This is a genomic window from Frankia sp. CcMO1 (genome assembly GCF_977945845.1).
In genome coordinates, this window is sequence record NZ_CDWTMG010000212.1 from 1 (window position 1) to 8760 (window position 8760).

The following is an 8760-nucleotide window of genomic DNA, read 5'->3' on the forward strand; positions in this document are numbered from 1 at the left end:
GCCTGTATGTGCTGCGGGTGCGGGCGGTAGAGGAGGGCCGGACGTGCCGTGGGGACTACGCCGTCCCCGTCCTACGCCGGTGAGGCAGTGCTCGGCCCTCCCGGTTTTGCTGGCGTTACTTGCCGTCGTGTCACGCTGCGGGCTACGCGAAACGAACGAGGAGTTTGATAATGCCTTCCTCCTTGGTTTTCTTCAACCTGAAGGCGCATTCGACTTCGTCGAACCCGAACTCGTGGGTCGTCATCGCCAGCGCGATGTCCATGAACGTTGGCCGGGTCGGGAGGCGCCGGGTGGGGTTGGCGCTGCCCGGAGGGCGGGGTGTGTGCTGTCGGTACCGACGTGTGTGACCGGTGCCGGGAGGTGGGCGTATGGCACAGCGTGTGCGGGCGCGGTGGCACCCTGTCCGTAGCCCCGTGATCGGGGTGGGGGAAGGACTCCCGGAGAGCTGCCGCCGCGGGCTGGTGCGGTTTGTAGCGGAGGTCAAGGCAGCCCGGCCGGCCGCAGTGGCCGTGCGCTGCGGTGGCTGCGCGTCCGGCGCCGGTAACCACGCCTGGAACGTCACCACGCCTGGAACAATGAGACATCGGTGGAGGAGGACATGAACGTGAGCAACCATGAGGTGCCGTCGCTGAGCAGGCAGGTCGAGACCGCCGTCGCCGGTGCGATCGACCGGGCGCTGCCGGAACTCGCCGGCGCCGACCCGGTTGTCCGGGGCTCCGACCACGCGGACTTCCAGGCCAACGCGGCGCTCGCGCTCGCCCGGCGGGCCCGCCGCCGCCCCGGGGAGCTGGCGGCTGCGGTCGCTGATGCCGTGCGCGCCGATGCCGTGCGCGCCGATGCCGTGCGCGCCGATGCCGTGCGCGCCGACGGCGCCGCTCTGGTGGCCGACGTCACCGTCTCCGGGCCTGGCTTCCTTAACATCACCCTCGCCGATGACGCGCTGTGGCGGCAGGTCACCGCCCGCCTTGCCGCCGGGCGGCTCGGCGTCGGCGCGGCCGAGCGGGGCCGTCGTACGATCATCGACTACTCCGGGCCGAACATCGCCAAGGAGATGCACGTCGGCCACCTGCGCACCACGATCATCGGGGACTGCCTGGCCCGGGTGCTCGGCTTCCTCGGCGCGGACGTCATCCGCCAGAACCATCTCGGGGACTGGGGCACCCAGTTCGGCATGCTCATCCAGTACCTCGACGAGCATCCCGCGGCGTCCTGGCACCACGACGACCTCGCCGCCGGCGCCTCCACGGTCTCGGCCCTCGATACCCTCTACCGGGCCGCCCGGAGCACCTTCGACGCCAACCCCGCCTTCGCCGACCGGGCCCGGCGCCGGGTCGTCGCGTTGCAGGCCGGCGACGCGGCGACCGTCAGCCAGTGGCGGGACATCGTCGCCGAGTCCGAGTTCGCCTTCGGGGAGATCTATCGCCGCCTCGGCGTGCTGCTCACTAGTGAGGACTCGGTGGGCGAGTCCTTCTACAACCCCTGGCTTCCCGATGTCGTCGATGAACTCGTGCGCGCGGGTATCGCGGCCGGCAGCGACGGGGCCCTGTGCGTGTTCTCCGCCGAGGTGACCGGACCGGACGGGGAGCCCGTGCCGCTCATGGTCCGCAAGAACGACGGCGGCTACGGCTACGACACCACGGACCTCACGACGATCCGCTACCGCATCCGCGATCTCAAGGCCGACCGGCTGCTCTACGTCGTCGACGCCCGCCAGGCCCTGCACTTCCGGCTCGTTTTCGAGGCCGCCCGCCGCGCCGGCTGGCTGTCCGACGACGTCGAGGCCACCCACGTCTCCTACGGCACCGTCCTCGGCCCCGACGGCAGGCCGTTCAAGACCCGCTCCGGCGAGACCGTCAAGCTCATGGACCTGCTCGACACCGCCGTGGAACGGGCCCGCACCATCGTCGCCGAGAAGGCCCCCGGCCTCGACCCGGCCGAGCTCGACCTGATCGCCGAGCAGGCCGGTATCGGCGCCGTTAAATACGCCGACCTGTCCACCTCCCGGACCAAGGACTACACCTTCGACGTCGAACGGATGGTGTCGTTCACCGGGAACACCGGCGTGTACCTGCAGTACGCCCACACCCGGATCCAGTCGATCCTCCGCAAGGCCGGCGACATCCCGGACACTCCGAACATCCCGGATGCCCCGGACACCCTGGTCGAGGTGGACCCCACCCTGACGCCGCATCCCGCCGAACGGGCGCTCGTCCTCACCCTCGACGCCTTCGGTGACACGCTCGTCGACGTCAGCCGCGCCCTCGAACCCCACCGGCTCTGCGGCTATCTCTACGATCTCGCCAAGGCCTACACCGACTTCTACGAGGCCTGCCCGGTGCTGTCCGCTCCGGGCTCCCTGCGCGCCAACCGCATCGCCCTGTGCCGGCTCACCGCCCGCACCCTGCGCCAAGGGCTCGACCTGCTCGGCATCGCCGCGCCTGACCGAATGTAGGCCCGGCCGGCGGGTCCAGGTTAAGCTGGTATCCACGCGGATGTGCATGGTGTGCCGGGAAGTCTGGTCGGCGATGTCCGATTCGACCCCTGATGCTGGGAGACCGCCTTGGGCCCGCCGCCACCTCACAGTCCATGGTTTCACCGCAGTTTCTGGTTTCACCGGGACTCCCGGTTTCGCCGTGGTTTCCGGCTTTTCGGCCGTGGTTCGCGGGCGGAGACTCAGCGGGTCGCCGCCATCCTGCGCGGTGAGATGATCGGCGGGGCGCTCCTGCTCGCCGCCGCCGTGCTCGCGCTCGCACTCGCCAACTCGCCCTGGTCCGACGCCTACCGATCGCTGCTGGCCGTCCGGGTTGGTCCCGCCGCCCTCCACCTTGATCTGACGCTGGCGGAGTGGACCGCCGACGGACTGTTGGCGATCTTCTTTTTCGTCGCCGGGCTGGAACTCAAACGGGAGTTCGTCGCCGGTGACCTGCGTGATCCGCGCCGCGCCGCGGTCCCGGTGCTCGCCGCCTTCGGCGGTGTCGTCGTCCCGGCCGTCCTGTACACGTTGGTGAACCTGGGCAGCGGCGCGCTGCGGGGCTGGGCCATCCCGACGGCGACCGACATCGCCTTCGCGCTGTCGGTACTGGCGGTCATCGGCCGACACCTGCCGATCGCGTTGCGGACCTTCCTGCTCACGCTCGCGGTGGTCGACGATCTGGTGGCCATCGTCATTATCGCCGTCTCCTACACCGAGCGGCTGTCGGTCGAGCCCCTGGTCGGCGCGCTCGTGCCGTTGGCGGCGTTCACCGTGCTGGTGCAGCGGCGGGTGCGGTCGTGGTGGCTGCTGCTGCCGCCGGCGCTGGCGACCTGGGCGCTGGTGCACGCCTCCGGCGTGCACTCCACCGTCGCCGGGGTGCTGTTGGGCTTTGCGGTGCCGGTGCTGCGCAGCGAGCGGGGCCGTGCTCCCGAGACGGACCGAGGCCTAGCCGAGCACTTCGAACACCGCTGGCGTCCGATTTCGGCCGGTATCGCCGTGCCGATGTTCGCCTTCTGCTCTGCCGGGGTGACGGTGGGCGGTCTCGACGGTCTAGCCGAGGCGTTGAGTGACCGGGCGGCCGTGGGCGTGATCCTCGGCCTGGTCGTCGGCAAGACGGTCGGGATCCTCGCCGCGACCTGGCTGGTGGCGCGCTTCACGGGGGCGAGCCTGGACGCTGGGCTGGCCTGGCTCGATGTGGTGGGCCTGGCGATCCTGAGCGGCATCGGGTTCACCGTCTCCCTGCTCATCGGGGAGCTGGCGTTCGGGAGCGATTCCCCTCGTAGCGATCACGTCAGGATCGCCGTGCTGGCCGGCTCCCTGATCGCCGCTCTGTTGGCGGCCGTGCTGCTGCGCCTGCGTAACCAGGCTTACGCTCAGCTGGAGCGGACCGAGACCGCCGACCTAGACCGGAACGGGATCCCGGATGGCTACGAGGGGGTGGAAAAGGACGGCTACGGGAAGGTGGACGAGGCGGAGACCGACCGTGTCGACTGACGACACGACTGGCACGTTCACGCCGACCCGCAGGCCGAAGGAAGTCCCCTCCCCGGTCGCGGCCTCGACGAGGAGGTTGCCCCAGGCGAATCGAGACAGCCAGCACACCTCCATCTCCAGCCGGTTGTGGGCCATTGACAGCAGGCGCCGGATCTCCCCGTCCGCTTCGGACCCCGGGATCGTGAGGAGAGCCCCCGCCCCGGATCAGCCTGGATGCGTGCCGACGGTGTCGCGGAGCTCGGCGCCGAGGCGGCCGTCCGAAACCCGGGCACAGTGGGCGCAGCAGAAGAACCGCCCGGATACTTCGACGCCGTGCCCGATAATGCGGCAGTCGCAATGTTCGCAGCGAGGGGCGAGTTTTGCCACAGCGCATTCAAAGCAGTCAAAGGTGTATTTCTCGCCACTCACGACCTGCACCTCGAACGACATCCAGTAGTCGTTACCGCAGGTGTCACATCTGGCCATCGTCTCGCCCCCTCTCGCCGGTCCCGACGTTAGACCGGATGGGCACTGATCGCATCTTCCGCCATCGGTATGTTCATCATGTCGATCGATGGTAACGGCGGGCCGATCACCCGGTATCTGCCCAGGTCGTCAGGGCCGGGCGGCATGCCTCATCGAAAAACTGCGACCGGAGCGGGGCGACAGGAGCGGGATGGATCTTCAGTTGGCGGGCAAGGTAGTGCTGGTGACCGGCGGCTCGAACGGGCTGGGAGCCGCCCTGGTGCGGACGCTGGCCGCCGAGGGGGCGCGGGTGGCCTTCTGCGGGCGCGACGAGACACGGCTGCGGAAGGTTGCCGAGCAGGCGCAGGCTGGCGGTGGCGAGGTTCTCGCCGTACCCGCCGATGTGACCAGCACCACCGACCTTGAACGTTTCGTCGCCACCGCCGTCGACCGGTGGAACGCCGTGGACGCCCTGGTGAACAACGCCGGCGCCAGCGCGGCCGGTACGTTCGAGAAGCAGGCCGACGAGGTCTGGAACGCCGATCTGGAGCTGAAGCTGCACGCGGCGATCCGGGCCTCCCGGCTGGTGTTGCCGTACCTGCGGCGCGCGGGCGGTGGCGGCATCGTGAACTCACTGTCCGTGGCGGCCAGAGCCCCTGGCGCCGGCTCCACCCCGACCTCCGTCACTCGGGCCGCGGGCCTCGCGCTCACCAAGGCCCTGTCCAAGGAGCTTGGCCCGGACCGGATCCGGGTCAACGCGGTGCTGATCGGCCTGGTGGAGAGCGGGCAGTGGGATCGGGCGGCGGCCCGGGAGAACATCACGGGCGACGAGCTGTACGAACGGATGGGGCGGACCTCCGGAATCCCGCTCGGTCGGGTGGGCCGGGCCCAGGAGTTCGCCGATCTGGTCGCGTTCCTGCTCTCCGCGCGGGCCGCCTACATCACGGGTGCGGCGATCAACCTCGACGGCGGCCTCAGCCCGGTCGCCTGACGGCAGATGGCCGGCCGATCAACCGGCGCGCCGGGTCTGCCGTCAGGCCGCCGCAGGTAGCCCTGGTGAGCAACCCGCCTCGCCGCGGGCCGGACCTTCGTAGGCTGGCGGGGTGACCGATCGCCTGTACTTCCGTCAGCTGTTGTCCGGCCGTGACTTCGCCGTCGGCGATCCGGTCGGTACCCAGATGGTCAACTTCGTCTACCTTGTGGGCGACCGCGAGACCGGCGAGGCCCTGATCGTCGATCCCGCCTACAAGGTCGACGACCTGCTCAACCTGCTGGCCGCCGACGGTATGCGGCTCACCGGCGCGCTCGTCACCCATTACCACGCTGATCACATCGGCGGAAACGCGTTCGGCATGGAGATCGAGGGTGTCCGCCAGTTGCTCGGCCGGCAGAACGTCCCGATCCACGTCAACCGGGCCGAGGCGGAGTGGGTACGGCGGGCGACCGAGATCTCCGCGTCCGATCTGGTCGAGCATGATGACGACGACGTGGTGATGGTCGGGGAGATCCCCGTGCGGCTGCTGCACACCCCCGGCCACACCCCCGGCAGCCAGTGTTTCCTCGTCGACGACCGGCTCGTTGCCGGGGACACCCTGTTCCTCGAGGGCTGCGGCCGGATGGACCTGCCCGGCGGCGACGCGGGACTGATGTACGACAGCCTGCGTCGGTTGGCCGCGTTGCCGGACACCAGCACCGTCTTCCCCGGCCACCAGTACTCTCCGCAGGCGTCGGAGGACCTCGCGGTGGTCAGGCGGATGAACCACGTCTTCCGGCCGACGAGCGCCCAGCAGTGGAAGGCGATGCTGGGCCTGTCCTGAATCCCGCGGTCGACCGGGTCGCCGCCGGGAAGACCCTCGTGTTCGCGGAACCGCATGGTCGACAAGGCGAGGAGCCCCGTATGGCAGCCCCGGTCCGTGCCGCAGCCCTGCAACTCGGCTGTCCCGACGAGGAGAACGCGGCGGACCGGGTGCGCAGGGTGCTGGGGGAGATCCGGCGGACCCAGGCGGACCTGGTCGTCCTCCCCGAACTATGGGTCACCGGCTATTTTCACTTCGATCGGTACGAGGCGGAGGCGGAGGCGGTGACCGGGCCGACGGTCACCGCCCTGCGGGAGGCCGCCCGGGAACGCGGATGCCACCTGGTGGCCGGCAGCATCGTGGAACGGTCCGCCGACGGACGGCTTTTCAACACGACCGTGTTGATCGGTCCGGACGGGATGATCCGGCATGCGTACCGCAAGGTGCACCTGTTCGGCTACGGCTCCGCGGAGGCCCGGTTGCTGACGCCGGGTGCCACGGTCGGAACCGTCCCCACCGAACTCGGCGTCGTCGGGCTGGCGACCTGTTACGACCTCCGGTTTCCCGAGCTGTTCCGGCTGCTGGCCGAGGGCGGTGCCGAGATCGTGGTGGTGGTGTCGGCCTGGCCGTTGGCCAGGCTGGACCACTGGCGCATGCTCACCCGCGCCCGGGCCATCGAGAACCAGGTGTACCTCGTCGCCTGCAACGCCGCAGGCCGCCAGGCGGGCCGGGAGATGGCCGGGGCGAGCGTCGTCGTCGATCCGTGGGGAGAGGTGCTCGCCGAGGCCGGCCCGCGGCCCACCACGGTGCGCGCGGAGCTGGACCCGGCCCGACCGGCCGCCGTTCGTGCCGAGTTCCCGGTGCTCACGCATCGCCGGCTAGGGCTCGACCACCAGAACCGGCTCGACCCCGCGTATCCGCTCGACCTGGCCGGGCGTGGCGAGGCCTTTCTCGACTTCTGGCGGGAGCGGCACCTGTGCAGCCTGACCACCGTCCGGCCGGAGGGCAGCCCGCACGTGGTCGCCGTCGGCGCGACGCTCGATCCGGCGGCGGGCATCGCCCGGGTGATCACATCGGCCCGATCCCGCAAGGCCCGCCTGATCGCGGCGGGGCCGGCCCAGGGCACCCCCGTCGGGCTCTGCCAGATCGACGGTCGACGCTGGTCGACGCTGGAGGGACTGGCCGTGCTCCGGGATGATCCGGTGAGTGTGGCCGACGCCGAGTTCCGCTATGCGCAGCGTTACCGCACGCCGCGGGCCAATCCCCGGCGTGTCGTCGTAGAGGTGCGGATCACCCGCGTGCTCGGCAGCGTCTGACCCTCAGGGGCCGAGGGGAACCGCCACGGTGGCCGGGAGCACCGGATCCCCGCTCCCCGTGGGGGCCGTGGCGGCCGTGGCGGTGGCCAGTGCCGCGGATGGCGCCGGCGGGCCCGGCTGCGTGGGTATGGGAGCCGCACCGGCTCGGGGCATCGCTCGTCGGCCCCGGGGAGTCTTTCCCCAAGGCTTCGCGATGGACAGCACTGTCGCCGTGATGAACAGGACGTTCATCACACTGGCACCGAGGACGATCGCGACGGTCGGAGCCGTGTAGGCGACCTCCCCCCCGTCCGTCGCCTGTCCGGCCCGCACGATCAACGGGCGCATCACGGAGCCGCCGAGTATCACGGCAACGACGGTGATGACGAGTTTCGTCGCCACCCACCAGTGCCGCAGCAGTCCCCATCTCGTTTTCACCGAGATCACCACCCCGGTGACCAGGGTGAGCAGAGCGAGCGGGATATCGAGGACCCGGTCGACGACGTGCATGAGTTCATATGCGGAGTGCCGAAGACCGGCATCGGCCGCCGCGGTCGAAGCCAGGACAAGCTGTGCGAACGCCACGCCATTCCAGCCGACACCCACCAGCACATGCATTGCCAACAGGGCGGTGCGTATCGGTTTACGCAGGTGGCGGCCCCGCTCGCGCAGGGTGGGTCCGGTCCGACCGGGTCCGGTCGCCGATGCGCCGGCCGTCGAGGCCACGGCGGGTACGGGATTCCCGGAATCGGCTGTCTCCGCAGGATCGGCCGTTGGTGCCGGACCGCGCGGTGATGCCGGGTCTGCCGGTGCCGCCGGACCGGCAGGCGTCGCGCTGGCGGCTGGGTCGGTGCCGGCTGCTGGGTCCGTGCTGTCCGCGGTCTCGAGTGGCGTCGAACCGGCCGCGGTGGGCACCGCCCCGGCGGGGGATGCGGTCATGCGGACGTCTCGGGCAGATTCATCGTCCGATTCTCTCCGTCACTGGATCATCAAGTGAGACGATTCTCAGGCATCCTGGGATGGCTCTCCGAGCAGCGGATCGAAATAGTACAGCCAATCGGTTGGCCCGGTCTGACACAGGTGACCAGAAGCTACTTTCACAATTTAAATGCAACCGAGCTCGGGCTGTGTACGGATCATGGTATAGAAAGATTGATCATCAGTGGTGCGGGCTTCCGGTGCCGCCGCCTGACGGTAAACATTCACCTGCTTTAGCGATCTTGCTGTGGGTGACGGTTCACGGGCATGGCTGTGGGCC

The 8760-nt window shown here is 69.8% G+C and carries 7 protein-coding genes; 5 read left to right on the plus strand and 2 right to left on the minus strand.

Translation table 11 applies throughout. The features are described from left to right. Positions 1 to 598 precede the first annotated feature (598 nt). The gene (gene argS / locus AC08OU_RS19510) at positions 599 to 2452 is read left to right on the plus strand and encodes an arginine--tRNA ligase (protein ID WP_476601554.1); all 1854 of its coding nucleotides are present in this window, start codon (positions 599 to 601) and stop codon (positions 2450 to 2452) included. A 240-nt stretch (positions 2453 to 2692) separates the two neighbouring features. Next, complete coding sequence (gene nhaA, locus AC08OU_RS19515) at positions 2693 to 3967, plus strand: Na+/H+ antiporter NhaA (RefSeq protein ID WP_476605489.1); 1275 nt, start codon at positions 2693 to 2695, stop codon at positions 3965 to 3967. A 204-nt stretch (positions 3968 to 4171) separates the two neighbouring features. On the opposite strand, the gene AC08OU_RS19520 is transcribed toward nhaA, so the two are convergent. Then, positions 4172 to 4396, minus strand: coding sequence for a Prokaryotic metallothionein (locus AC08OU_RS19520; protein WP_476601553.1), 225 nt, complete (start codon positions 4394 to 4396; stop codon positions 4172 to 4174). Positions 4397 to 4622: 226 nt separating this feature from the next. Between AC08OU_RS19520 and AC08OU_RS19525 the strand changes: the two genes are divergently transcribed. From AC08OU_RS19525 to AC08OU_RS19535, 3 genes are all read left to right on the plus strand, one after another. Further along, positions 4623 to 5402, plus strand: a complete 780-nt coding sequence (locus AC08OU_RS19525; RefSeq protein WP_462188681.1) for an SDR family oxidoreductase — start codon at positions 4623 to 4625, stop codon at positions 5400 to 5402. Positions 5403 to 5514: 112 nt separating this feature from the next. Next, on the plus strand, positions 5515 to 6228 hold the full coding sequence (locus AC08OU_RS19530) for an MBL fold metallo-hydrolase (RefSeq protein WP_476601551.1): 714 nt from the start codon (positions 5515 to 5517) through the stop codon (positions 6226 to 6228). An 80-nt stretch (positions 6229 to 6308) separates the two neighbouring features. Continuing rightward, the gene (locus AC08OU_RS19535) at positions 6309 to 7523 is read left to right on the plus strand and encodes a nitrilase-related carbon-nitrogen hydrolase (RefSeq protein WP_462188683.1); all 1215 of its coding nucleotides are present in this window, start codon (positions 6309 to 6311) and stop codon (positions 7521 to 7523) included. A gap of 3 nt (positions 7524 to 7526) precedes the next feature. On the opposite strand, the gene AC08OU_RS19540 is transcribed toward AC08OU_RS19535, so the two are convergent. After that, positions 7527 to 8441 (minus strand): hypothetical protein, encoded by a 915-nt coding sequence (locus AC08OU_RS19540; RefSeq protein WP_476605488.1) that lies wholly within the window; start codon positions 8439 to 8441, stop codon positions 7527 to 7529. Positions 8442 to 8760 lie beyond the last annotated feature (319 nt).